We start from the raw sequence: 19,547 nt of genomic DNA, 5'->3' as shown, positions 1-19,547 counted from the left end.
GGTGGCCGGACTTACTGCGCGACCTGGGTGATCTCGAACGGGACCGGCTGCTGCGCAGCGTGCGGGTGCTGGGCGCCCGCGTAGACCTTCAGCTTCGAGAGCATCTGACGGCCGAGGGTGTTCTTGGGGAGCATGCCCTTGATGGCCTTCTCGACAGCCTTCTCGGGGCTCTTGGCCAGCAGCTCGTCGTAGCGGACGGAGCGCAGACCACCCGGGTAGCCGGAGTGACGGTAGGCCATCTTCTGGGTCTTCTTGTTGCCGGACAGGTGCACCTTGTCGGCGTTGATGATGATGACGAAGTCACCGGTGTCAACGTGAGGGGCGTAAACCGGCTTGTGCTTGCCCCGGAGAAGGGACGCGGCCTGGCTGGCCAGACGGCCCAGGACAACGTCCTGCGCGTCAATGATGTGCCACTGGCGCTGAACATCGCCGGGCTTGGGGCTGAACGTACGCACGTCTTAGCCTTCGCTTCGTAAGTGATGGGTCCTGTACTGGCCACCGCGGCTGATCACACAGCAGGGCGGTGCTACGGGTGACGCAACCCGATCGTCCGCCGCTGGTCAACGGCCCGGTGAGCCGGCGTAAGGGCCCCTCACGTGAGATAGAGCAAGCCAATACGCATAACGAACTGGCAGAATACCGGCCCGCCCCCAGCGGGGTCAAAACGCGTCCCGGACCGGCTCCCGGCCCCCCGCCGGCCCGCCCGCCTCCAGCGGCGCCCGCCCGCGCCCCGCGCAGGTCCACGCGGTCACCCCCGCCAGCAGCCACAGCGCCGCCGCGTCCCTGAAGGCCCGCCGCTGGATCGCCTCCAGGTGCGGCCACGAGAAGCCGGAGACCTGCGGCACCAGCGCGCACCAGAACCAGACCGTCCGCGGCACCGACCCGGCCACCACCACCGACGCCAGCAGCGGCCCCAGCACCACCAGCAGATAGTGGTCGAAGGACGGTCGGGAGACGAGGAAGGCCGCCAGCATCAGCATCGCCGCGGTCTCCACCAGCCGCCGCGGCCCGGCGTCCGCGCGCCGCCACCGCGCCCGGGCGCACCCCAGCCCGACCGCCGCCGCGAGCACCGCGACCCCGTACGCGAGCGGCGCCGGCACCCCCAGCCGCGTCAGCACCATCCCCACCGATGCGTCGTACGGCCGGGCGAAGGCGTCCTGCCCGCGGAGCAGGAACGGCAGCGTGTGCGTGAAGAACATCCCCGGCCGCGGCATCACCAGCGCCGCCGCCACCGACGCCGCCACCGGGATGCCGGCCGCCACCGCCAGTGCCCGCCGGCGCCGGGCGAGGACGAAGAGCAGCAGCAGCGGCACCAGCATCGGCTTGACCGCCAGCGCGCACCCGACCACCGCACCGGCCGCCGTCCACCGCCCGCGCGCCGCGCAGAGCACCGCCGCCGGCAGCGCCACCACCGACGCCAGCGTCCAGTTCCCGATGTTCACCACGTTGCGCAGCGGCTCGAAGAACACCAGCCCCGCCACCCCCAGCGCCGCCAGCCGGCTGCCCGCGCCCACCCGGAAGATCCGCAGCGACGCCCACCACCCGGCCAGCACCGCCGCCGCCCCCGCCACCGGCACCAGCAGCCGCAGCTCCCGCGTCCCCAGCAGCGCCTCGGGCACCGCCGCGAGCACCGCGCTCGGCAGGTAGAGGAACCGCTTGTCGGCGTACGGGGCCCCGCCGTCCAGCAGCGCCCGCGCGGCCCGGACCACGAAGTCGTTGTCCATGCCGAGCGTCGGGCTGGTCCGGTACAGCTCCCAGACCAGCACCGCCAGCAGCCCGCCGGCCACCGCCCGCAGCCCCCACGAGGCCCGCCCGCGCAGCCACACCGCAAGGGCCGACCCCTGCGCAGACTCCTCCGCCGACTCCCTCGCCAACTCGCCTGAAATGACTGGCTTGACCGGATCCTCCGCACTCATGCGGCCAGGCTAAGAGCCGCCCGGCCACCGCTCCGGCCCGACACTCCCCCACCGGGCCGGCGCGCCCTCACGCAGTGGGGCGGCCCCGCGTCTCGTCCCACACCGGCTGAGCCGTCTCCCGTACGGTCCCGTCCGCGCCGAACACCAGGAACCGGTCGAAGGACCGCGCGAACCACCGGTCGTGGGTCACCGCCAGCACCGTCCCCTCGTACGCCTCCAGCCCCTCCTGGAGCGCCTCCGCGGACTCCAGGTCCAGGTTGTCGGTCGGCTCGTCCAGCAGCAGCGCGGTCGCCCCGGACAGCTCCAGCAGCAGGATCTGGAAGCGCGCCTGCTGCCCGCCGGACAGCCGCTCGAAGCGCTGCTCGGCCTGCTTCTCCAGCTCGTAGCGGCGCAGCACCGACATCGCCTGGCCCTGGTTCCTGGCGTGCTCGGTCCACAGCACGTCGAGCAGGGTGCGGCCCATCAGCTCGGGGTGCGCATGCGTCTGCGCGAAGTGCCCGGCGACGACCCGGGCGCCCAGCTTCCAGGCACCGGAGTGCGCGACCGGGTTCTGCGTGTCCCCGGCCAGCAGCCGCAGGAAGTGCGACTTCCCCGAGCCGTTCGAGCCCAGGACGGCCACCCGCTCCCCGTAGAACACCTCCAGGTCGAAGGGCCGCATCAGGCCGGTCAGCTCCAGGCCCTCGCAGGTCACCGCCCGGACGCCGGTGCGCCCGCCGCGCAGCCGCATGGTGATCTCCTGCTCGCGCGGCGGCTCCGGCGGCGGGCCGGCCTCCTCGAACTTCCGCAGCCGGGTCTGCGCCGCGGCGTACCGCGACGCCATCTCATGGCTGACCGACGCCGCCTGCCGCAGCGAGACCACCAGCTTCTTCAGCTGCGCGTGCTTCTCGTCCCAGCGCCGCCGCAGCTCCTCGAAGCGCGCGAAGCGCTCCCGACGGGCCTCGTGGTAGGTGGCGAAGCCGCCGCCGTGCACCCAGACGTCGGACCCCGCCGGCCCCGGCTCGACGCTGATGATCTTCTCCGCGGCGCGGGCCAGCAGCTCCCGGTCGTGCGAGACGAACAGCACCGTCTTACGGGTCTGCCGCAACTGCTCCTCCAGCCACCGCTTGCCCGGCACGTCCAGGTAGTTGTCCGGCTCGTCCAGCAGCAGCACCTCGTCCGTACCGCGCAGCAGCGACTCCAGCACCAGCCGCTTCTGCTGGCCCCCGGAGAGCGTGCGCACCTGGCGCCACTGCGCCTTCTCGTACGGCAGCCCCAGCGCCGCCGTGGTGCAGATGTCCCAGGCCGTCTCGGCCTCGTAGCCGCGCGCCTCGGCCCAGTCGCTGAGCGCCTGCGCATAGGCCATCTGCGCGGCCTCGTCGTCATCGTCCGCCGTCATGATCGCCTCTTCGGCCGCGTCCACCGCTGCCGCCGCCTGGCGGATCCGCGGGTGTGCGACCGACACCAGCAGGTCCCGCACCGTCCGCTCGTCCTGTACGGACCCCACGAACTGCGGCATCACGCCCAGCCCGCCGCCTACCGCGACCGTCCCGCCGTGCGGCTCCAGCTCGCCCGCGATCAGCCGCAGCAGGGTCGTCTTGCCCGCGCCGTTGGCCCCCACCAGCGCCACCGAGGCGCCCTCCCCCACCCGGAAGGACACGTCCCCCAGGAGAGCCCTCCCGTCCGGCAGGTAGTACTCCAGGTGCGCGGCTTCCAGATGTCCCATGGGCGGGATTGTCTCCGCCCCCCACGCGTTCCACCAACCGCATTAGGATGCGCGGCATGAGCTTTGGGCAAGGGGGGCCGTTCGGCGGCCCCGGGGGAGGCACCCCGGACTGGGGCGCGCTCGCCGACGAGAGCGAGGCGCGCGGCCGCCGCAAGCGCTGGATGATGATCGGCGGCGGTGCCGTCGCCACCGTGGCGATCGCCGGCATCGTCGCCGTCGCCGTCATGAACAGCAACTCACCGGGCGGCAACCCCACGGCCCAGCCCACCGCCTCCGGCCAGAGCGCCGCGGGGAACGACAAGCCGTCGTTCCCCGACGTCTCGGTCCCGCCGCCGCCCAACCCGCAGGACTACATCTCCGACGCCAAGAAGGACACCGCGCCGCTCACCCCGGCCACCCTCTTCCCGCAGAAGAGCATGGTCGTCGGCGAGAACAACTACCCGCAGACCGCCACCGACAGCAGCACGGACTGCACCGCCGCCGCCCAGGGCGCGCTGGTCTCCTCGCTCACCCACAACGGCTGCAAGCAGCTGCTGCGCGCCACCTACGCCAAGGACGGGGTCGCGGTCACCATCGGCATCGCGGTCTTCGACTCCCCCGCCAAGGCCACCGCGGTGATGAACGAGAGCAAGCCCAACCTCATGCCGCTCTCCGGCGGCGGCGTCCCGGCGAACTTCTGCCAGGGCACCAAGTGCCGGATGACCACCAACGCCACCGGGCGCTACGCGTACTTCACCATCGCCGGCTACACCAACGGCAAGGACGTCGGCGCCGGCGACACCAAGGCCCAGCAGATCAACCGGGACGGCGGCTCCTACGCCTTCGCCCAGATCGCCCAGCGCGGCAAGGACCAGGCCGCCAAGGCCGCCGCGCAGCAGCTCCAGGAAGCCCGCCGGAAGGCCGGCAAGTCCTGACGCCCCGGGTGGCACCTCCCCCGCGCCCCGGCGGCGCGGGGGCCCCCGGCGCCGCCGCTCGGCGGCAGCCGGCGCTCAGCAGCAGCCGGCGCCCGGCAGGGACCGCTTGTTGCGCGCCTCCTGGTTGCGCGCCATCAGCAGCTCGTCGGCCGGGTACCCGACCTCCTCCAGCGTCAGCCCGTGCGGCCGTACGACGTGGACGGCGGAGTCCCGCACCCCCGCGGCCAGCACCTTCGCCGGCCACTCCACCGGCCGGTGCCCGTCGCCCACGAACAGCATCGCGCCCACCAGCGAGCGCACCATGTTGTGGCAGAACGCGTCGGCCCGCACCGTCGCCGTGATGATCCCGTCCGCGCCCCGCTCCCAGCTCAGCGCCTGGAGTGTGCGGATCGTGGTCGCGCCCTCCCGCCGCTTGCAGTAGGCCGCGAAGTCGTGCTCCCCCAGCAGCGGCCGGGAGGCCGCGTTCATCGCCTCGACGTCCAGGTCCCAGTCGTGCCACAGCACGTGCCCGCGCAGCAGCGGGTCGACGCCCCCGTGGTGATCGGTGACCCGGTACGCGTACCGCCGCCAGATCGCCGAGAACCGCGCGTTGAACCCGTACGGCGCCTCGGCGACCCGCCACACCCGGACGTCCTTCGACAGCCGCCCGGCCAGCCGCCGCAGCAGCTTGTCCGCGTGCTCGGCCCACAGCTCCACCGGCAGGTCCACATGCGCCACCTGCCCCCGCGCGTGCACCCCCGCATCCGTCCGCCCGGCGACGGTGAGTTCATACGCCTCCGGCGACCGCGTCACGGTCCGGATCGCGTCCTCCAACTCGCCCTGAACCGTACGCCGTTCACGCTGCTTGGCCCATCCGGAGAACTCCGCGCCGTCGTACGACAGGTCCAGCCGCACCCGGACGAAACCGGGCTCCACTTCATCACTCACGCCAGCAATCCTCCCTCACCCCGCACGAACCTCGCCCCACACGAAAGCGGGCCCGCCCCGAAGGGCGGACCCGCTCACAGCCGACCGGTGCCTCAGGCTTCGGTGGTCTCCTCGGCCGCAGCCTCGGACTCCTTCACCGCGCGCTTGGTCGCGGCCTCGGCCTCGGCGACGGTCGCCTTCTTGGCGATCTCGCCCTCGACCAGCTCGATGACCGCCATCGGGGCGTTGTCGCCACGACGGTTACCGATCTTGGTGATGCGGGTGTAGCCACCCGGACGCTCCGCGAAGCGCGGGGCGATCTCGGTGATGAGCGTGTGCACGACGCTCTTGTCCGAGATCAGCTGCATGATCTGGCGACGGTTGTGCAGGTCGCCCTTCTTCGCCTTGGTCACCAGGCGCTCCGCGTACGGGCGCAGACGACGGGCCTTGGCCTCGGTCGTCGTGATGCGGCCGTGCTCGAAGAGGCTGGTCGCCAGGTTGCGCAGCATCAGACGCTCGTGAGCCGCGCTGCCGCCCAGACGGGCACCCTTGGCGGGCTTCGGCATGATGTTTCTCCTTCATTGCTGCACCGGCCGTATCAGGTACCGGTGTCAGTTCCCCCGAGGCGGCCGCCCCGGGGAAGATCTCACACGGCTGGGGCCCGGGACACCGCCCGGACCCCAGTCGGTCACGCTCAGTACTGCTCGGTCTCCACGAAACCGGCGTCCGCGTCGTCGTCGGCGCCGAAGGCGTCGGCGGCGGCGGTCGGGTCGAATCCGGGCGGGCTGTCCTTGAGCGCCAGGCCCATGCCGGCCAGCTTCGCCTTGACCTCGTCGATCGACTTCGCGCCGAAGTTGCGGATGTCGAGCAGGTCCGCCTCGGAGCGGGCCACCAGCTCGCCCACCGAGTGGATGCCCTCACGCTTGAGGCAGTTGTACGACCGAACGGTGAGCTCCAGCTCCTCGATCGGCAGCGCCAGGTCGGCGGCCAGGGCGGCGTCCGTCGGGGACGGGCCCATGTCGATGCCCTCGGCGTCGATGTTCAGCTCACGGGCCAGGCCGAACAGCTCGACGAGGGTCTTGCCGGCCGACGCCATGGCGTCGCGCGGGCGCATGGCCTGCTTGGTCTCGACGTCGACGATCAGCTTGTCGAAGTCGGTCCGCTGCTCGACACGGGTCGCCTCGACCTTGTACGTGACCTTGAGCACCGGCGAGTAGATCGAGTCGACCGGGATCCGGCCGATCTCCTGGCCGACCTGCTTGTTCTGCACGGCGGAGACGTAGCCACGACCGCGCTCGACGGTCAGCTCCATCTCCAGCTTGCCCTTGCCGTTGAGCGTGGCGAGGACCAGGTCGGGGTTGTGCACCTCGACACCGGCCGGCGGCGCGATGTCGGCGGCGGTGACCAGACCCGGGCCCTGCTTGCGCAGGTACATCACGACCGGCTCGTCGTGCTCCGAGGAGACGACGAGCTGCTTGATGTTGAGGATCAGGTCGGTGACGTCCTCCTTGACGCCCGGCACGGTGGTGAACTCGTGCAGGACACCGTCGATGCGGATGGACGTGACCGCCGCACCCGGGATCGAGGAGAGAAGCGTCCGACGCAGGGAGTTGCCGAGGGTGTAGCCGAAGCCCGGCTCCAGCGGCTCGATCACGAACCGGGAGCGGTATTCGTCGACGACCTCTTCGGTCAACGAGGGGCGCTGAGCAATCAGCATGGTGTTCGTTCCTTCAGTCGTGGACGCCCGCTATTTGACGTCCGCTGTACTTCAAAGGGTACGGGCGGTACGGCGCCGATGGCTCCGTACCGCCCCTACCACTGCGCTCAGCCCTTACTTGGAGTAGAGCTCAACGATCAGCTGCTCCTGCACCTGGGTGTCGATCACCTGGCGCTCGGGCAGGCTGTGCACGAGGATCCGCAGCTGCGAGGGGATCGACTCCAGCCACGCCGGGACGGTCTTCTCGCCGGCCTCCGCCTTGGCCACCTCGAAGGGGGTCAGGGTCTTGGAGCCCGAGCGGACCTCGATGATGTCGTTCACGGCGACGCGGGCCGACGGGATGTCGGTCTTGCGGCCGTTGACCTGGATGTGTCCGTGACGCACCAGCTGACGGGCGTGGTCGCGGGACTTGGCGAAGCCGGCCCGGTAGACCACGTTGTCGAGGCGGGTCTCAAGGATGCGCAGAAGGTTCTCACCGGTCTTGCCGGTCTTCTGGTTCGCTTCCTTGTAGTAGTTCACGAACTGCTTCTCAAGGACACCGTAGATGCGGCTGCACTTCTGCTTCTCGCGAAGCTGGAGCAGGTACTCGCTGTCCTTGGTGCGCCCGCGACCGTGCTCACCCGGGGGGTAAGGACGGATCTCGATCGGGCACTTCGCGCTCTCGCACTTGCTCCCCTTGAGGAAGAGCTTCTGCTTCTCCCGACGGCAACGCTTGCAGTCGGCCCCGGTGTATCGCGCCATTGTCTAGTTGTCTCCTACTTCAGTGGGTCAGACGCGGCGGCGCTTGGGCGGGCGGCATCCGTTGTGCGGGGTGGGGGTGACGTCCTGGATGGAGCCGACCTCAAGACCGGTCGCCTGCAGCGAACGGATGGCCGTCTCGCGGCCCGAGCCCGGGCCCTTCACGAAGACGTCGACCTTGCGCATGCCGTGCTCCTGCGCGCGGCGAGCGGCCGACTCGGCGGCCATCTGCGCGGCGAAGGGGGTGGACTTGCGCGAGCCCTTGAAGCCGACGTGGCCGGCAGAGGCCCAAGAGATCACGTTCCCGGTCGGGTCGGTGATCGAGACGATCGTGTTGTTGAACGTGCTCTTGATGTGAGCGTGCCCGTGGGCGACGTTCTTCTTCTCCTTGCGGCGCACCTTCTTGGCGCCGGCCGTACGGCCCTTCGGAGGCATGAATTTCTCCCGTGGAGGTGGTCGGTCCTACAGCGAAGACCGCTGGTGAGCGTCCTGCTGAGGACTACTTCTTGCCCGGCTTCTTCTTGCCGGCGATCGCGCGACGCGGACCCTTGCGGGTACGGGCGTTCGTGCTGGTGCGCTGGCCGTGCACCGGCAGACCGCGGCGGTGACGCAGACCCTGGTAGCAACCGATCTCGACCTTGCGGCGGATGTCGGCCTGGATCTCACGACGGAGGTCACCCTCGGTCTTGAGGTTGTTGTCGACGTACTCGCGGATCTTGACGAGGTCTTCCTCGCCCAGGTCGCGGACCCGGGTGTTCGGGTTCACGCCGGTGGCGGCGAGGGTCTGCTGCGAGAGCGTCCGCCCGATACCGAAGACGTAGGTGAGGGCGACCTCCACACGCTTTTCGCGCGGGAGATCAACGCCTGCGAGGCGTGCCATTGATGTGGCTCCTGATGGCTATTCGGAGGTCTTCCGCAGCACCGTTCCCGTAAGACTCTGCAGAATTACGAGCCGGGTCCCCGGCCTCCGAGCCGGGGGTGTCGTCCCCTCGCGACAGATGCGGGGGTCGGGTGACTGCGTATGTACGTGTCGTGCTTGCGTCGCGCGAAAACTGCGAAATGCAGGTTGGTCGGCGTGCGTCAGCCCTGGCGCTGCTTGTGGCGCAGGTTGTCGCAGATGACCATGACCCGGCCGTGGCGGCGGATCACCTTGCACTTGTCGCAGATCTTCTTGACGCTCGGCTTGACCTTCATGGGATGTGAGGTTCTCCGGGTCAGTGCCGTCGCCCCACGGGAGCGGGGCTTCGACAAGATCTACTTGTAGCGGTAGACGATCCGGCCACGCGTCAGGTCGTAGGGAGAAAGCTCCACCACAACCCGGTCATCCGGGAGGATACGGATGTAGTGCATCCGCATCTTGCCGCTGATGTGCGCGAGGACCTTGTGACCGTTCTGGAGCTCCACCTTGAACATGGCGTTCGGCAGAGACTCGATCACGGTGCCCTCGATCTCGATGGCACCTTGCTTCTTGGCCACGCTTCGCCTTTCGAATCGGCTACCTTGATCGACTCACTTGCAAACAGTGTCCACAAATGTGCGGGCACACGGATGCACGAGAGCCGACGCGTCAGTCTACGTCAGTGCCTAAGAAAAGACGAATCCAGGGTTATTGCCCACCAGCGGAGATCATTACGCCAGCGGGTCCGGCGCCACGGTGATCCCGAGCTCCGCCAGCTTGGCCCTGCCGCCGTCCGGCGCGGTCAGCACCAGCGGGCCGTCCTCGGTCAGCGCGACCGAGTGCTCCCAGTGCGAGGACCAGCTGCCGTCGTTCGTCTTGACCGTCCACTCGTCGTCGAGCACATGCGTCTTGGCGGTGCCGAGGTTGACCATCGGCTCGATCGCGATGCAGAAACCGGGCACCAGCTTCGGGCCGCGGCCCCGCTTGCGGTCGACGTAGTTCAGCAGGTGCGGATCCATGTGCATCTGCGATCCGATGCCGTGGCCGCCGTAGTCCTCGACGATGCCGTACTTGCCGCTGGACGGACGCGGCTGGCGCCGGATGTAGCCCTCGATGGCCTTGGAGATGTCCACCAGCCGGTTGCCCTTGGCGACCGCGGCGATCCCCGCCCACATCGACGCCTCGGTGACCCGGCTCAGCTCGATCAGCTCCGCGGAGTGACCGGAGCCGACGAAGGCCGTGTACGCGGCGTCGCCGTGCCAGCCGTCGATGATCGCGCCGCAGTCGATGGAGATGACGTCGCCGTCCGCCAGGACCGTGTCCTCGGACGGGATGCCGTGGACGACCACGTCGTTCACGGAGGTGCAGATGGTCGCCGGGAAACCGCCGTAGCCAAGGAAGTTCGACTTCGCCCCGTGCTCCGCGAGCACCTTGCGCGCCGCGTCGTCCAGGTCCTTGGTCGTGGCGCCCGGCACCGCGACCTCGCGGGTCGCCGCGTGGATGGCGGCGACGACCAGCCCCGCCTCACGCATCTTGGCGATCTGCGCGGGGTTCTTGATCTCCAGCATGCCGGTGCCTTCCGCCTTCACTCTCGTCCGTGGGTGATTCCCGTTGGACCAACAGTACGGCCGCGGTGCCCATGGTGGACACCGCGGCCGTACGGAGCTGTCTGCTACTCGCCGGTTCCCAGGGCGCTCATCGCCCGCTGGGTCACCTCGGCGACCTTGCCGAGGGCCGGGATCGTGACGACCAGGTCCTGGGCCTTGTAGTAGTCGATGATCGGCTCGGTCTCCGTGTGGTAGACCTCCAGCCGCTTGCGGACGGTCTCCTCGCGGTCGTCGTCACGCTGGTACAGCTCGCCGCCGCAGACGTCGCAGACGCCCTCGGCCTTCGGCTTGTTGTACTCGGCGTGGAAGACGTGGCTGCTGTCCTTGCGGCAGATCCGCCGGCCGGCGATCCGCTTCACGACCTCGCCCTCGGGGACTTCGAGGTCCAGGACCGCGTCCAGTTCGAGGCCCTTGCCCTTCAGGTACGTGTCCAGCGCCTCGGCCTGGCCGAGGTTGCGCGGAAAGCCGTCGAGCAGGAAGCCGTCGGCCGCGTCGGACTGTTCCATACGGTCCTCGGCCATCCCGATGGTGACCGAGTCGGGCACGAGATTGCCGGCGTCCATGTAGGACTTCGCCTCGACACCCAGGGGCGTGCCCTGGCTGATGTTGGCGCGGAACAGGTCCCCCGTGGAGATGTGCGGGATCGCGAGGTTCTTGGCAAGGTACGCGGCCTGCGTACCCTTGCCGGCCCCCGGGGGTCCGACGAGGACGATTCGCATCAGCGGAGGAACCCTTCGTAGTTGCGCTGCTGAAGCTGGCTCTCGATCTGCTTCACGGTCTCCAGGCCCACACCCACGATGATGAGGATGCTCGTCCCGCCGAACGGGAAGTTCTGGTTCGCGTTGAACAGCACCAACGCCACTGTTGGTACGAGCGCGATCAGCCCCAGGTACAGCGAGCCCGGCCACGTGATCCGGTTGAGCACGTAGCTGAGGTACTCGGCCGTCGGGCGACCAGCCCGGATACCCGGGATGAAGCCACCATACTTCTTCATGTTGTCGGCAACTTCTTCGGGGTTGAAGCTGATGGCCACGTAGAAGAAGGCGAAGAACACGATGAGCAAGAAGTACGTGACGATGTAAACCGGGTGATTTCCCTTGGTGAAGTTGGTGGCGATCCAGGTCGCCCATCCCGCCTTCGACCCGCTGAACTGTGCGATGAGCGCCGGGATATAGAGCAACGACGAGGCGAAGATGACAGGAATCACACCTGCCTGGTTCACCTTGAGCGGGATGTAAGTGGACGTACCGCCATAGGACCGGCGCCCGATCATCCGCTTCGCGTACTGCACCGGGATGCGCCGCTGCGCCTGCTCGACGAAGACCACCAGGGCGACCATCGCCAGGCCCACCGCGATGACCGCGAAGAACTCGATCCAGCCGTCGGCCAGCTTGCCGGTGAGCTTGATCTGCCACAGGGCGCTCGGGAAACCGGCGGCGATCGAGATGAACATCAGGATCGACATGCCGTTGCCGATACCGCGGTCGGTGATCAGCTCGCCGAGCCACATGACCACGCCGGTGCCGGCGGTCATCGTGATCACCATCGTGATGGTGGTGAAGACCGAGTCGTTGGGCACGATCTGGCTCGCCACCGGGCAGCTCTGGAAGAGCGCGCCGCTGCGGGCGGTGGCCACCAGACCGGTGCCCTGCAGGATGGCGAGCGCCACGGTCAGGTAGCGGGTGTACTGGGTGATCTTCGCGGTCCCGGACTGGCCCTCCTTCTTGAGGGCCTCCAACCGCGGGATCACGACGGTCAGCAGCTGGAGGATGATGCTCGCCGTGATGTACGGCATGATCCCCAGCGCGAAGATCGTGATCTGCAGCAGCGCTCCACCGCTGAACATGTTCACCAGGCCGAACAACCCGCTGTTGGCGCCGGCCTGCTTCATGCAGGTCGCGACGTTCGCGTAGTTCACCCCAGGGACGGGGATGTGCGCTCCGATCCGGTAGAGCACGACGATGCCCAATGTGAACAGCAGCTTCTTGCGCAGGTCGGGCGTCTTGAACGCTCGGGCGAACGCGGTGAGCACGGTGCCTCCTGCGCCCCCCGCTTCGTGGGCGGGAGGTGACGGTCTTGAGGATCGACGAATACGTAGCGGCTGTGCCGCACGGACATCGTCCGCGCGACGGGCTCCGGGACGGACCCCGGACAAAACAACAGTGCAGGCCACCTTACCGGCGACCTTACCCCCGTGGAACGACCAACCGGGGATGCCCCAATAGATGGGCATCCCCGGTCAGTTGAACCAACGAACTCAGAGGAGTTCGGTGACGGTGCCGCCGGCGGCGGCGATCTTGTCCTTGGCGGAGCCGGAGACGGCGTCAACCGTCACCTGCACGGCCACGGAGATCTCGCCGGTGCCGAGCACCTTGACGAGCTCGTTCTTGCGCACCGCGCCCTTGGCGACCAGGTCGGCCACCGTGACCTCGCCACCCTGCGGGTAGAGCGCGGCCAGCTTGTCCAGGTTCACGACCTGGAACTGCTTGTGGGCGGGGTTCTTGAAGCCCTTCAGCTTCGGGAGGCGCATGTGGAGGGGCATCTGCCCACCCTCGAAGCGCTCCGGAACCTGGTAACGGGCCTTGGTGCCCTTGGTACCACGACCTGCGGTCTTACCCTTGGACGCCTCACCACGACCGACACGGGTCTTGGCGGTCTTGGCACCCGGGGCAGGACGGAGGTTGTGGACCTTCAGCGGGTTGGTGTCCGCCATGTCAGTCGACCTCCTCAACCGTCACGAGGTGGCGGACGGTGTGCACCATGCCGCGGAACTCGGGACGGTCCTCCTTGACCACCACGTCGTTGAGCCGCTTGAGGCCCAGCGAACGCAGCGTCTCACGGTGGTTCTGCTTGCTACCGATGTAGGACTTGGTCTGCGTGATCTTGAGGTGCGCCATTACGCACTCACCCCGGCACGCGCCCGCAGCAGAGCGGCGGGAGCAACGTCCTCCAGCGGCAGGCCACGACGGGCCGCGATCTCCTCGGGGCGCTGAAGGCCCTGAAGCGCGGTCACCGTGGCGTGCACGATGTTGATCGGGTTCGACGAACCGAGCGACTTGCTCAGCACGTCGTGGATGCCCGCGCACTCCAGGACGGCGCGCACCGGGCCACCGGCGATCACACCGGTACCGGGGGAAGCCGGCTTGAGCAGGACGACGCCCGCAGCCTTCTCGCCCTGGATCGGGTGCGGGATGGTGCCCTGGATACGGGGGACCTTGAAGAAGTTCTTCTTGGCCTCTTCCACGCCCTTGGCGATGGCAGCCGGAACTTCCTTGGCCTTGCCGTAACCGACACCTACGGTGCCGTCACCGTCGCCCACCACGACGAGCGCGGTGAAGCTGAAGCGACGACCACCCTTGACAACCTTGGCGACGCGGTTGATCGCGACAACGCGCTCAACGTACGCGGTCTTCTCGGCGGCAGCGCCACCGTCGCGACCCTTCCGGTCCCGCCGCTCGCCGCCACCGGCACCGCTTCCGCGGCGCTGGGGTCCAGCCATTGGATTTACCTCTCTCTATTGCGTCCGCTAGCTCCGGAACCGGGGCTTAGAACTTCAGCCCGGCTTCGCGGGCGGCGTCGGCCAGAGCGGCAATCCGCCCGGCGTACTGCTTGCCACCACGGTCGAACACGACGGCCTCGACACCGGCGGCCTTGGCACGCTCGGCGACCAGGGCGCCAACCTTCTGGGCCTGAGCGGTCTTGTCGCCCTCGCCGCCACGGATCGACGCGTCCAGGGTCGACGCGGAGGCCAGCGTGTGGCCCGCGATGTCGTCGACGACCTGCGCGAAGATGCCGCGGTTGGACCGCGTCACGACCAGACGCGGACGCTCCGAGGTACCCGAAATCCGCTTGCGGATGCGGATGTGGCGACGCTTGGCGGCAGCGCGCTTGTAGGCGTTGCCCTTAGCGATCTTCACACCGTATGCCATGGCTTACTTACCAGCCTTTCCGACCTTGCGGCGGATGACCTCGCCGGCGTACTTGACGCCCTTGGCCTTGTACGGGTCAGGCTTGCGCAGCTTGCGGATGTTCGCCGCCACCTCGCCGACCTTCTGCTTGTCGATGCCCTCGACGCTGAGCTTGGTCGGGGACTCGACCTTGAAGGAGATGCCCTCGGGCGCCTCGATCACGATCGGGTGGCTGTATCCGAGCGCGAACTCCAGGTTGGAGCCCTTCGCCTGGACGCGGTAACCGACACCGCTGATCTCAAGAGCCTTGCTGTAGCCCTGGGTCACGCCGGTGATCATGTTCGCCACCAGCGTGCGGGACAGGCCGTGCAGGGCCTTGTTCTGCCGCTCGTCGTTCGGGCGGGTGACGGAGATGACGCCGTCCTCACCCTTGGCGACCTCGATGGGCGCAGCGACGGTGTGCTGAAGGGAACCCTTGGGGCCCTTCACCGACACCGTGCGGCCCTCGATGGTGACGTCCACACCAGCGGGAACCTGGATGGGCAGCTTGCCAATACGCGACATTAGCTATTCCTCCGTTCCCTGGTTACCAGACGTAGGCGAGGACTTCCCCACCCACGCCCTTCTTGCTGGCCTGCTGGCCGGTCAGGAGACCGTGGGACGTGGAGATGATGGCCACGCCCAGGCCGCCGAGGACCCGCGGCAGGTTGGTGGACTTGGCGTAGACCCGCAGGCCCGGCTTCGAGATCCGCTTGATGCCGGCGATCGAGCGCTCGCGGTTCGGGCCGAACTTCAGCTCGAGGACGAGGTTCTTGCCGACCTCGGCGTCCTCGGTCTTCCAGCCGGTGATGTAGCCCTCCTGCTGGAGGATCTCCGCGATGTGCGACTTGATCTTGCTGTGCGGCATCACGACGGTGTCGTGGTAAGCCGAGTTCGCGTTCCGCAGACGGGTCAGCATGTCTGCGATGGGATCAGTCATGGTCATGAATTGGCCTTCGGCCTCTCTCGCCGGGGTTTCCTATATGCGCCATCCCTCTCCCCGATCTCGGTCGGGACGGGTGCGGCACGGGGACCTACGGCGTAGTAAGCGACGTTATGCGGGCGGGGCCCGCGGTCGGTCTCGGGCGGCGGGGCGCCCAAACCCTTCCAGCTTACGGGAAAAGGTCTGGGACGCCCGCCGACCGAATGCTTACCGAGAGCGTCCGGTAATTCCCAACTAGGGGATTACCAGGAGCTCTTGGTCACGCCCGGCAGCTCGCCACGGTGAGCCATCTCACGAAGGCACACGCGGCACAGGCCGAACTTGCGGTAGACGGAGTGCGGGCGGCCGCAGCGCTGGCAGCGGGTGTACGCGCGCACACCGAACTTCGGCTTGCGAGCAGCCTTGGCAATCAGAGCCTTCTTCGCCATCTCGCTCACGCCTCCTTGAACGGGAAGCCGAGGTGACGAAGCAGGGCGCGGCCCTCGTCGTCGTTGGTCGCCGTGGTGACCACGGTGATGTCCATACCCCGGGTGCGGTCGATCTTGTCCTGGTCGATCTCGTGGAACATGACCTGCTCCGTGAGACCGAAGGTGTAGTTGCCCCGACCGTCGAACTGCTTCGGGGACAGACCACGGAAGTCGCGGATACGCGGCAGCGCGAGCGACAGCAGGCGGTCCAGGAACTCCCACATGCGGTCACCGCGGAGGGTGACGTGGGCACCGATCGGCTGGCCCTCACGCAGCTTGAACTGCGCGATGGACTTACGGGCCTTGGTGACGGCCGGCTTCTGGCCGGTGATCGTGGTGAGGTCGCGGATGGCGCCCTCGATCAGCTTGGAGTCGCGGGCGGCGTCGCCCACACCCATGTTGACCACGATCTTGGTCAGGCCGGGGATCTGCATGACGTTCTCGTAGGAGAACTCGTCCTTCAGCTTCCCGGCGATCTCTTCGCGGTAGCGCGTCTTGAGACGCGGCGCGTTGGTGGTGGCAGTCATCAGATGTCCTCACCGGTCCGCTTGGCAACGCGGATCTTGTTGCCCTCGTCGTCGAAGCGGTACCCGACGCGGGTGACGACCTTCTTGCCGTCCTGCTCCACGACCAGCTGCACGTTGCTGACGTGGACCGGAGCCTCGGTCGTCACGATGCCGCCGGTCTGCGAACCACGAGCGGTCTGTCCGGCCTTGGTGTGCTTCTTGACCCGGTTGACACCCTCGACCAGGACACGGTCCTCGCGGGGGTAGGCCGCGATGACCTTGCCCTGCTTGCCCTTGTCCTTACCGGTGATGACCTGGACCAGGTCGCCCTTCTTGATCTTCATCGGTTACAGCACCTCCGGCGCGAGCGAGATGATCTTCATGAACTTCTTCTCGCGCAGCTCACGGCCCACGGGGCCGAAGATACGGGTGCCGCGGGGGTCGCCATCGTTCTTGAGGATGACGGCCGCGTTCTCGTCGAAGCGGATGTACGAGCCGTCCGGACGGCGGCGCTCCTTGACGGTGCGAACGATGACGGCCTTGACGACGTCACCCTTCTTCACGTTGCCACCGGGGATCGCGTCCTTGACGGTGGCGACGATGACGTCACCGATGCCCGCGTAGCGGCGACCGGAACCACCGAGAACACGGATGCAAAGGATCTCCTTCGCACCAGTGTTGTCGGCGACACGCAGTCGCGACTCCTGCTGGATCACGTCTATCTCCTGAATGTCTGCCGGTTCCCGGCAGGGGCCCGTCCCTGACGGGACGTCAGCCCCTGCCGAGCCTGGCGGAACTGTTCCTAGGGGGTCCCCCTAGGAGGGATTGCTTGCCTGTCGAAATCCCCGTGAGGGAATTACTTGGCCTTCTCGAGGATCTCGACGATGCGCCAGCGCTTGGTGGCGGACAGCGGCCGGGTCTCCATCAGGAGGACGCGGTCGCCGACACCGGCAGCGTTCTGCTCGTCGTGCGCCTTGAGCTTGTTGGTACGGCGGATGACCTTGCCGTACAGCGCGTGCTTGACGCGGTCCTCGACGGCGACGACGACGGTCTTGTCCATCTTGTCGCTGACGACCAGACCCTCACGGGTCTTGCGGAAACCGCGCTCGTTCGTCTCAGTCACATTCTTCTCGCTCATCAGGCGCTCTCCACCGTCTCGATGCCGAGCTCGCGCTCCCGCATCAGGGTGTAGATCCGGGCGATGTCCTTCCGGACGGCCTTCAGCCGGCCGTGGTTTTCGAGCTGTCCGGTCGCCGCCTGGAAGCGGAGGTTGAACAGCTCCTCCTTGGCCTCACGCAGCTTGGCAACGAGCTCCTCGTTGTTCAGCTCGCGCAGCTCGGACGCCTTGGTAACGGCCGACATCACGATTCACCTGCCTCGCGCCGAACGATGCGGCACTTCATCGGAAGCTTGTGGGCGGCGCGGGTCAGCGCCTCCTTGGCAACCTTTTCGTTCGGGAAGGACAGCTCGAACATCACCCGACCGGGCTTGACGTTCGCGACCCACCACTCCGGAGAACCCTTACCGGAACCCATGCGGGTCTCGGCCGGCTTCTTCGTCAGCGGACGGTCGGGGTAGATGTTGATCCACACCTTGCCGCCACGCTTGATGTGACGGGTCATGGCGATACGAGCGGACTCGATCTGCCGGTTCGTCACGTAGGCCGGGGTCACGGCCTGAATGCCGTACTCACCGAAGGCCAGCTCGGTACCGCCCTTGGCCATACCGTTCCGCTTCGGGTGGTGCTGCTTGCGGTGCTTGACCCTGCGAGGGATCAGCATGTCGGTCAGCCCTCCGTTCCAGGGTTCTCCGCCGGAGCAGCGGCAGCGGCCTCGGCCTTGGGGGCCTCGGCAGCGGCGCTCTGCTGCTGCGGCTTGCGGCCGCGACCGCCACGCTCGCCACCGCGACGCGGACGCTCGTTGCCACCGCGAGCCGGGCGGTTGCCCGCACGGGCGGCGGCGTTCTCGGCGCGCACCTCGGCGATGTTCTTGACGTCGCCCTTGTAGATCCAGACCTTCACGCCGATGCGGCCGAAGGTGGTCTTGGCCTCGAAGAAGCCGTAGTCGACGTTCGCGCGGAGGGTGTGCAGGGGCACACGGCCCTCGCGGTAGAACTCCGAGCGGGACATCTCGGCGCCGCCGAGACGGCCACCGCACTGGATCTTGATGCCCTTGGCGCCGGCCTTCATCGTCGACTGCATGCTCTTGCGCATGGCGCGACGGAAGGAGACGCGGGACGACAGCTGCTCGGCGACGGCCTGGGCCACGAGCTGAGCATCGGTCTCGGGGTTCTTGACCTCAAGGATGTTCAGCTGGACCTGCTTGCCGGTCAGCTTCTCCAGCTCACCGCGGATGCGGTCGGCCTCGGCGCCGCGGCGGCCGATGACGATGCCCGGACGAGCGGTGTGGATGTCAACGCGGACGCGCTCACGGGTGCGCTCGATCTCCACCTTGGAGATACCGGCGCGCTCCATGCCCTTCGTCATCATGCGACGAATGGCGACGTCTTCCTTGACGTAGTCCTTGTACAGCTTGTCGGCGTACCAGCGGGACTTGAAGTCCGTGGTGATGCCGAGCCGGAACCCGTGCGGGTTTACCTTCTGGCCCATTACCGGGTTCCTTCCTTGCTGCTGACGACCACGGTGATGTGGCTGGTCCGCTTGCGGATCCGGTAGGCACGACCCTGGGCACGCGGACGGAACCGCTTCAGGGTCGGGCCCTCGTCGACGTACGCCTCGCTGATGACCAGCGAGGAGGCGTCCGTGTGGTCGTAGTTGTGCGCGGCGTTGGCAATGGCGCTGTCCAGCACCTTGCCGACGGGCACGCTCGCGGCCTGCGGGGCGAAACGCAGGACCGCCTGAGCCTCCGTGGCATCCATGCCACGGATAAGGTCCACCACGCGGCGGGCCTTCATGGGCGTGACGCGGATGTACCGCGCCTGGGCCCTGGCTTCCATGGTTGTCCCTTCGGTGTCAGTCATAGTCTTCGCACTCCGGTCGATCAGCGACGACGCGACTTGCGGTCGTCCTTCTCGTGGCCGCGGAAGGTGCGGGTCGGCGCAAACTCGCCGAGCTTGTGGCCGACCATCGACTCGGTGACGAACACCGGGACGTGCTTGCGGCCGTCATGCACCGCGATCGTGTGGCCGAGCATGGCCGGGACGATCATGGAGCGGCGGGACCAGGTCTTGATGACGTTCTTGGTGCCTGCATCGTTCTGTACGTCCACCTTCTTGGCGAGGTGGTCGTCGACGAAGGGCCCCTTCTTGAGACTACGCGGCATCTAAA

Annotated in this window: 31 protein-coding genes; 1 reads left to right on the top strand and 30 read right to left on the bottom strand. The window is 67.9% G+C overall.

Annotated features, from left to right (window positions below):
• Positions 1-11: 11 nt before the first annotated feature.
• The 3 genes from rplM to ACO1BR_RS15150 all read right to left on the bottom strand — a co-directional run bounded on the left by rplM (position 12) and on the right by ACO1BR_RS15150 (position 3,618).
• Entirely contained in the window at positions 12-455 is a 444-nt protein-coding gene (gene rplM / locus ACO1BR_RS15160; RefSeq protein WP_159503198.1) for a 50S ribosomal protein L13, read from the bottom strand.
• Between the two features lie 204 nt (positions 456-659).
• The gene (locus tag ACO1BR_RS15155) at positions 660-1,916 is read right to left on the bottom strand and encodes a glycosyltransferase 87 family protein (RefSeq protein WP_426795571.1); all 1,257 of its coding nucleotides are present in this window, start codon (positions 1,914-1,916) and stop codon (positions 660-662) included.
• Between the two features lie 67 nt (positions 1,917-1,983).
• Positions 1,984-3,618 (bottom strand): ABC-F family ATP-binding cassette domain-containing protein, encoded by a 1,635-nt coding sequence (locus tag ACO1BR_RS15150; protein WP_426795570.1) that lies wholly within the window; start codon positions 3,616-3,618, stop codon positions 1,984-1,986.
• 56 nt (positions 3,619-3,674) lie between these two features.
• On the opposite strand from ACO1BR_RS15150, the gene ACO1BR_RS15145 reads away from it, so the two are divergent.
• Entirely contained in the window at positions 3,675-4,532 is an 858-nt protein-coding gene (locus ACO1BR_RS15145; RefSeq protein ID WP_426795569.1) for a hypothetical protein, read from the top strand.
• A 75-nt stretch (positions 4,533-4,607) separates the two neighbouring features.
• Here the strand turns inward: ACO1BR_RS15145 and truA are convergent, their stop codons facing one another.
• From truA to rpsS, 27 genes are all read right to left on the bottom strand, one after another.
• Positions 4,608-5,459, bottom strand: coding sequence for a tRNA pseudouridine(38-40) synthase TruA (truA, locus tag ACO1BR_RS15140; RefSeq protein ID WP_426795568.1), 852 nt, complete (start codon positions 5,457-5,459; stop codon positions 4,608-4,610).
• A 92-nt stretch (positions 5,460-5,551) separates the two neighbouring features.
• A complete protein-coding gene (gene rplQ / locus ACO1BR_RS15135) occupies positions 5,552-6,004 on the bottom strand; it encodes a 50S ribosomal protein L17 (RefSeq protein ID WP_426795567.1) in 453 nt (150 codons plus the stop codon).
• Between the two features lie 128 nt (positions 6,005-6,132).
• A complete protein-coding gene (locus tag ACO1BR_RS15130) occupies positions 6,133-7,155 on the bottom strand; it encodes a DNA-directed RNA polymerase subunit alpha (RefSeq protein WP_003956430.1) in 1,023 nt (340 codons plus the stop codon).
• Between the two features lie 114 nt (positions 7,156-7,269).
• Positions 7,270-7,896 carry a 30S ribosomal protein S4 gene (gene rpsD, locus ACO1BR_RS15125; protein ID WP_426795566.1) on the bottom strand — a complete coding sequence of 209 codons (627 nt, stop codon included), beginning with the start codon at positions 7,894-7,896 and terminating at the stop codon, positions 7,270-7,272.
• A 27-nt stretch (positions 7,897-7,923) separates the two neighbouring features.
• On the bottom strand, positions 7,924-8,328 hold the full coding sequence (gene rpsK / locus ACO1BR_RS15120; RefSeq protein WP_004571845.1) for a 30S ribosomal protein S11: 405 nt from the start codon (positions 8,326-8,328) through the stop codon (positions 7,924-7,926).
• 64 nt (positions 8,329-8,392) lie between these two features.
• Positions 8,393-8,773: a 30S ribosomal protein S13 gene (gene rpsM, locus ACO1BR_RS15115; RefSeq protein ID WP_426795565.1), complete on the bottom strand. Its 381-nt coding sequence runs from the start codon at positions 8,771-8,773 to the stop codon at positions 8,393-8,395.
• Positions 8,774-8,973: 200 nt separating this feature from the next.
• On the bottom strand, positions 8,974-9,087 hold the full coding sequence (gene rpmJ, locus ACO1BR_RS15110) for a 50S ribosomal protein L36 (RefSeq protein WP_003956441.1): 114 nt from the start codon (positions 9,085-9,087) through the stop codon (positions 8,974-8,976).
• A gap of 60 nt (positions 9,088-9,147) precedes the next feature.
• Complete coding sequence (gene infA / locus ACO1BR_RS15105; RefSeq protein ID WP_003956442.1) at positions 9,148-9,369, bottom strand: translation initiation factor IF-1; 222 nt, start codon at positions 9,367-9,369, stop codon at positions 9,148-9,150.
• Positions 9,370-9,522: 153 nt separating this feature from the next.
• Entirely contained in the window at positions 9,523-10,359 is an 837-nt protein-coding gene (map, locus tag ACO1BR_RS15100; RefSeq protein ID WP_426795564.1) for a type I methionyl aminopeptidase, read from the bottom strand.
• A gap of 104 nt (positions 10,360-10,463) precedes the next feature.
• A complete protein-coding gene (locus ACO1BR_RS15095) occupies positions 10,464-11,117 on the bottom strand; it encodes an adenylate kinase (RefSeq protein WP_426795563.1) in 654 nt (217 codons plus the stop codon).
• Complete coding sequence (gene secY / locus ACO1BR_RS15090; RefSeq protein WP_426795562.1) at positions 11,117-12,430, bottom strand: preprotein translocase subunit SecY; 1,314 nt, start codon at positions 12,428-12,430, stop codon at positions 11,117-11,119. Before secY ends, ACO1BR_RS15095 begins: the two co-directional genes overlap by 1 nt.
• 225 nt (positions 12,431-12,655) lie before the next feature.
• Complete coding sequence (gene rplO / locus ACO1BR_RS15085; protein WP_426795561.1) at positions 12,656-13,111, bottom strand: 50S ribosomal protein L15; 456 nt, start codon at positions 13,109-13,111, stop codon at positions 12,656-12,658.
• Between the two features lies 1 nt (position 13,112).
• Positions 13,113-13,295 carry a 50S ribosomal protein L30 gene (rpmD, locus tag ACO1BR_RS15080; protein ID WP_159503187.1) on the bottom strand — a complete coding sequence of 61 codons (183 nt, stop codon included), beginning with the start codon at positions 13,293-13,295 and terminating at the stop codon, positions 13,113-13,115.
• Positions 13,295-13,897 carry a 30S ribosomal protein S5 gene (gene rpsE, locus ACO1BR_RS15075; protein WP_030413022.1) on the bottom strand — a complete coding sequence of 201 codons (603 nt, stop codon included), beginning with the start codon at positions 13,895-13,897 and terminating at the stop codon, positions 13,295-13,297. The genes rpmD and rpsE overlap by 1 nt, the downstream gene beginning before the upstream one ends.
• A gap of 46 nt (positions 13,898-13,943) precedes the next feature.
• Positions 13,944-14,327 (bottom strand): 50S ribosomal protein L18, encoded by a 384-nt coding sequence (gene rplR / locus ACO1BR_RS15070; protein ID WP_426795560.1) that lies wholly within the window; start codon positions 14,325-14,327, stop codon positions 13,944-13,946.
• A 3-nt stretch (positions 14,328-14,330) separates the two neighbouring features.
• A complete protein-coding gene (gene rplF / locus ACO1BR_RS15065; protein WP_426795559.1) occupies positions 14,331-14,870 on the bottom strand; it encodes a 50S ribosomal protein L6 in 540 nt (179 codons plus the stop codon).
• A 22-nt stretch (positions 14,871-14,892) separates the two neighbouring features.
• On the bottom strand, positions 14,893-15,291 hold the full coding sequence (gene rpsH / locus ACO1BR_RS15060) for a 30S ribosomal protein S8 (RefSeq protein WP_426795558.1): 399 nt from the start codon (positions 15,289-15,291) through the stop codon (positions 14,893-14,895).
• Positions 15,292-15,530: 239 nt separating this feature from the next.
• The gene (locus ACO1BR_RS15055; RefSeq protein ID WP_003956452.1) at positions 15,531-15,716 is read right to left on the bottom strand and encodes a type Z 30S ribosomal protein S14; all 186 of its coding nucleotides are present in this window, start codon (positions 15,714-15,716) and stop codon (positions 15,531-15,533) included.
• A 5-nt stretch (positions 15,717-15,721) separates the two neighbouring features.
• Positions 15,722-16,282, bottom strand: coding sequence for a 50S ribosomal protein L5 (gene rplE, locus ACO1BR_RS15050; RefSeq protein WP_016571061.1), 561 nt, complete (start codon positions 16,280-16,282; stop codon positions 15,722-15,724).
• A complete protein-coding gene (rplX, locus tag ACO1BR_RS15045) occupies positions 16,282-16,605 on the bottom strand; it encodes a 50S ribosomal protein L24 (RefSeq protein WP_016571060.1) in 324 nt (107 codons plus the stop codon). Before rplX ends, rplE begins: the two co-directional genes overlap by 1 nt.
• A 3-nt stretch (positions 16,606-16,608) precedes the next feature.
• The gene (gene rplN, locus ACO1BR_RS15040) at positions 16,609-16,977 is read right to left on the bottom strand and encodes a 50S ribosomal protein L14 (protein ID WP_003998823.1); all 369 of its coding nucleotides are present in this window, start codon (positions 16,975-16,977) and stop codon (positions 16,609-16,611) included.
• Between the two features lie 140 nt (positions 16,978-17,117).
• Positions 17,118-17,399, bottom strand: a complete 282-nt coding sequence (gene rpsQ / locus ACO1BR_RS15035; protein ID WP_006604882.1) for a 30S ribosomal protein S17 — start codon at positions 17,397-17,399, stop codon at positions 17,118-17,120.
• Positions 17,399-17,623, bottom strand: a complete 225-nt coding sequence (rpmC, locus tag ACO1BR_RS15030; RefSeq protein ID WP_159503182.1) for a 50S ribosomal protein L29 — start codon at positions 17,621-17,623, stop codon at positions 17,399-17,401. Before rpmC ends, rpsQ begins: the two co-directional genes overlap by 1 nt.
• Complete coding sequence (gene rplP, locus ACO1BR_RS15025; RefSeq protein WP_004571829.1) at positions 17,623-18,042, bottom strand: 50S ribosomal protein L16; 420 nt, start codon at positions 18,040-18,042, stop codon at positions 17,623-17,625. The genes rpmC and rplP overlap by 1 nt, the downstream gene beginning before the upstream one ends.
• Before the next feature lie 5 nt (positions 18,043-18,047).
• A complete protein-coding gene (gene rpsC, locus ACO1BR_RS15020) occupies positions 18,048-18,869 on the bottom strand; it encodes a 30S ribosomal protein S3 (RefSeq protein ID WP_426795557.1) in 822 nt (273 codons plus the stop codon).
• Positions 18,869-19,216, bottom strand: a complete 348-nt coding sequence (gene rplV / locus ACO1BR_RS15015; protein ID WP_004571827.1) for a 50S ribosomal protein L22 — start codon at positions 19,214-19,216, stop codon at positions 18,869-18,871. Before rplV ends, rpsC begins: the two co-directional genes overlap by 1 nt.
• Positions 19,217-19,260: 44 nt before the next feature.
• Positions 19,261-19,542, bottom strand: a complete 282-nt coding sequence (gene rpsS, locus ACO1BR_RS15010) for a 30S ribosomal protein S19 (protein ID WP_016571057.1) — start codon at positions 19,540-19,542, stop codon at positions 19,261-19,263.
• Positions 19,543-19,547: the final 5 nt, after the last annotated feature.

The organism is Streptomyces sp. YGL11-2, from assembly GCF_050054615.1.
Lineage (GTDB): Bacteria > Actinomycetota > Actinomycetes > Streptomycetales > Streptomycetaceae > Streptomyces.
Note: the sequence above shows the minus strand (reverse complement) of the source record. Positions and strands in the feature narration are given on the sequence as shown.

Excerpts from the sequence above, each read along its gene's own strand:
- rpmC (WP_159503182.1), bottom strand. The coding sequence starts at position 17,623 with ATGTCGGCCGTTACCAAGGCGTCCGAGCTGCGCGAGCTGAACAACGAG.
- ACO1BR_RS15145 (WP_426795569.1), top strand. The coding sequence starts at position 3,675 with ATGAGCTTTGGGCAAGGGGGGCCGTTCGGCGGCCCCGGGGGAGGCACC.
- rpmJ (WP_003956441.1), bottom strand. The coding sequence starts at position 9,087 with ATGAAGGTCAAGCCGAGCGTCAAGAAGATCTGCGACAAGTGCAAGGTG.
- ACO1BR_RS15155 (WP_426795571.1), bottom strand. The coding sequence starts at position 1,916 with ATGAGTGCGGAGGATCCGGTCAAGCCAGTCATTTCAGGCGAGTTGGCG.
- rpsK (WP_004571845.1), bottom strand. The coding sequence starts at position 8,328 with ATGCCTCCGAAGGGCCGTACGGCCGGCGCCAAGAAGGTGCGCCGCAAG.
- rpsC (WP_426795557.1), bottom strand. The coding sequence starts at position 18,869 with ATGGGCCAGAAGGTAAACCCGCACGGGTTCCGGCTCGGCATCACCACG.
- rplX (WP_016571060.1), bottom strand. The coding sequence starts at position 16,605 with ATGAAGATCAAGAAGGGCGACCTGGTCCAGGTCATCACCGGTAAGGAC.
- ACO1BR_RS15055 (WP_003956452.1), bottom strand. The coding sequence starts at position 15,716 with ATGGCGAAGAAGGCTCTGATTGCCAAGGCTGCTCGCAAGCCGAAGTTC.
- ACO1BR_RS15130 (WP_003956430.1), bottom strand. The coding sequence starts at position 7,155 with ATGCTGATTGCTCAGCGCCCCTCGTTGACCGAAGAGGTCGTCGACGAA.
- rpsQ (WP_006604882.1), bottom strand. The coding sequence starts at position 17,399 with ATGAGCGAGAAGAATGTGACTGAGACGAACGAGCGCGGTTTCCGCAAG.
- rplV (WP_004571827.1), bottom strand. The coding sequence starts at position 19,216 with ATGGAAGCCAGGGCCCAGGCGCGGTACATCCGCGTCACGCCCATGAAG.
- rplO (WP_426795561.1), bottom strand. The coding sequence starts at position 13,111 with ATGGCGGACACCAACCCGCTGAAGGTCCACAACCTCCGTCCTGCCCCG.
- rpmD (WP_159503187.1), bottom strand. The coding sequence starts at position 13,295 with ATGGCGCACCTCAAGATCACGCAGACCAAGTCCTACATCGGTAGCAAG.
- rpsH (WP_426795558.1), bottom strand. The coding sequence starts at position 15,291 with ATGACCATGACTGATCCCATCGCAGACATGCTGACCCGTCTGCGGAAC.
- ACO1BR_RS15150 (WP_426795570.1), bottom strand. The coding sequence starts at position 3,618 with ATGGGACATCTGGAAGCCGCGCACCTGGAGTACTACCTGCCGGACGGG.
- ACO1BR_RS15095 (WP_426795563.1), bottom strand. The coding sequence starts at position 11,117 with ATGCGAATCGTCCTCGTCGGACCCCCGGGGGCCGGCAAGGGTACGCAG.
- rplP (WP_004571829.1), bottom strand. The coding sequence starts at position 18,042 with ATGCTGATCCCTCGCAGGGTCAAGCACCGCAAGCAGCACCACCCGAAG.
- rplQ (WP_426795567.1), bottom strand. The coding sequence starts at position 6,004 with ATGCCGAAGCCCGCCAAGGGTGCCCGTCTGGGCGGCAGCGCGGCTCAC.
- rplR (WP_426795560.1), bottom strand. The coding sequence starts at position 14,327 with ATGGCATACGGTGTGAAGATCGCTAAGGGCAACGCCTACAAGCGCGCT.
- rplF (WP_426795559.1), bottom strand. The coding sequence starts at position 14,870 with ATGTCGCGTATTGGCAAGCTGCCCATCCAGGTTCCCGCTGGTGTGGAC.
- rplE (WP_016571061.1), bottom strand. The coding sequence starts at position 16,282 with ATGACTGCCACCACCAACGCGCCGCGTCTCAAGACGCGCTACCGCGAA.
- rpsM (WP_426795565.1), bottom strand. The coding sequence starts at position 8,773 with ATGGCACGCCTCGCAGGCGTTGATCTCCCGCGCGAAAAGCGTGTGGAG.
- rpsS (WP_016571057.1), bottom strand. The coding sequence starts at position 19,542 with ATGCCGCGTAGTCTCAAGAAGGGGCCCTTCGTCGACGACCACCTCGCC.
- rpsD (WP_426795566.1), bottom strand. The coding sequence starts at position 7,896 with ATGGCGCGATACACCGGGGCCGACTGCAAGCGTTGCCGTCGGGAGAAG.
- rpsE (WP_030413022.1), bottom strand. The coding sequence starts at position 13,897 with ATGGCTGGACCCCAGCGCCGCGGAAGCGGTGCCGGTGGCGGCGAGCGG.
- map (WP_426795564.1), bottom strand. The coding sequence starts at position 10,359 with ATGCTGGAGATCAAGAACCCCGCGCAGATCGCCAAGATGCGTGAGGCG.